The organism is Polynucleobacter sp. MWH-Berg-3C6, assembly GCF_018881855.1.
In the GTDB taxonomy this organism is placed as follows: Bacteria; Pseudomonadota; Gammaproteobacteria; order Burkholderiales; family Burkholderiaceae; genus Polynucleobacter.
The window spans coordinates 1-2,198 of record NZ_JACVPN010000011.1 but is presented as its reverse complement, the minus strand read 5'-3'; the positions used below and the strand labels follow the sequence as shown (position 1 = coordinate 2,198).

1 protein-coding gene is annotated in these 2,198 nt (G+C 49.6%); it reads right to left on the bottom strand.

All coding sequences use genetic code 11. The features are described 5' to 3' along the window. The coding region (locus ICN13_RS09985) for a YDG domain-containing protein (protein ID WP_255534126.1) at positions 1–2,198 on the bottom strand (2,198 nt) is incomplete at both ends.

Genomic DNA, 2,198 nt, shown 5'->3' with positions numbered 1-2,198 from the left:
GCTGCAGTCGTAGTGTCATACACCTTGTTCTGAGCTGTCAGGCCACCAGTGATATAGACCGGTGCTGGGGTGATGTTGGCTGTTGCAGTTACTGGTGCGACCCCAATCTGATAGTTACCAGAGCCTGGGCCTGCGAGCACGATACCAGTGAAGGTCACAGTTTTCGCGGTGCCGACATTGGCATTATCAAAGTTGGCTGCGCCATAGCTTGCAGTGACCTGGTCATTTGCACTGAGCAAGTTACCCATGGTCAAGCTACCAGATGTGGTTGTAGTGGTGTCGTACTGTTTACTTTGTGCAGTTGCACTAATGCTTGGGCCGCTGCCACTACCAAAGTTGATGATGTAAGGCGTAATCGTGAGTGGCTTATCGACCAAGGTAAAGGTGTAGTCGTTGGTGTTGTTACCAGAGGTAGTACCCCCCACTACCAAGCTTGAGTTATAGGTACCCACATTAGTGCCAGAGGCCAAGCCCGTAACTGCCACATAGTCGCCAGACAAGATTGGTGTGCTGGTGGTGTAAGCCAATTGATTTTGGGCAGCCCCGCTATAGACCACACTTCTTGGTGTAGCTGTAATGGTTACTGCCAATGGCACGACGTTGTAATCACCAGTCACCACAGCAGAGCTGCTGGTTAAGTTTCCACCAGTTTTGGTGAAGCTGTTGGCTACTAAACCATAGGTGCCGACATTAATATTGCCCGAACCACTCAAGGTAGTACCGGTTGGTGCCAAGCTAAAGCTAATGTTGGTACCTGCCCCATCACTATAGGTGTAAGTAGTGATGCCATTAGTAGTAACTGGTGTGCCTGCTACCAAGTTACTAATGACGACATTACCAGTAGTCTGGTAAGAGACCGTTGGTACCGGGATAGTCCCTGCTGTGCCATAAGGCGTAGTAGTGCCTGTAGTGGTAATTAAGAGCTGCCCAGCAGGCACGATGGTGTAAACGCCAGGGTTATAAGTAATTGTGTAGTTCGCAAGACCGCTACCTGTTGCACCAGTCACAGTAGTGGCGTAAGTACCTGCACCGGTGCTAAAAGATAAAGCAGTTGAGTTTGTACTAGACACGACTGCTGCAGTAGTAGCACTGGCAACAGCATCGCTACCCAATAGGCCATTGACGGTATAGCCTAAGGCGCTCAAGTTTTGGGTTACGAACGAAGCAGCATTGTTTGCAGTAATCGTCAATGGTGCAGGCGTAATGTTGGCACTCAAGGATTGAGAGACGCCCGCAATATAGTAGTTACCCGCCGCACTTCCAGACAAGGATGTGCCTGTGACGGTCGTGTAGCCCACACCATTAATGGTTGTGGAGCTGGTATTAGGAGCCACAGCCCAAGCTGCGCCCTGATTAACGCTAGGACTTGCAAAAGTACCGGTATAGGTGCCAGTAGATGCTACTGACACATTGCTTTGGTCAGCAAAGTAAACCCCAGACAAGGTTTGTGCACCAGCAGTAATGTGGGCCACGGTAGTTGCGTCATACACCTTATCTTGCGCAGTTAAGCCAGCAGTAATGTAGACCGGTTTAGGTGTAATGTTCGCTACCAAACTTGGGATGATGTTAACACCCGCAATGTAATAGTTTGCAGCTTGCGCGCCACCTAAAGCAAGGCTTCCAGCAACTGCACCATTGTTGTTCAAAACAGGTGTCACAGTCAGGTTATTAGCTACGTTTGCTTGGCTAAAGGCAAAGCTATTGGCGTAGTTACCTGCCGATGGCGCAGTCACCGTATCACTACCAAGAACACCAGACAGAGTAACGGCATTACCGGCGGTTACTGTTGCCGCAGTCGTAGTGTCATACACCTTATTTTGGGCTGTTAGGCCTCCAGTGATGTAGACCGGAGCTGGAGTGATGTTAGCTGTTGCGGTTACTGGACCTGCGTTTTGCGCAGTACTCATGACATAGTTAGCAGCCGCTGGGCCAGACAAGGTAATGCCACTAAAGGTCACAGTCTTAGCGGTGCCCACATTGGCATTAGCAAAGTTAGCATTAGCGTAGTTAGCATTAACCACATCACCAGCCAGTAGGCCTGTCATCGTGAGTGCGCCAGTCGCTGTAGTTGTCGTGTCATAAACCTTGTTATTAGCAGTCGCTGCAATATTAGGACCACTGCTGCTGCTTGGGTCAATGATGTAAGGCGTAATGACCAAGTTCGCATTGTTATAGGTGAACTTGTAGTTACCAGCATC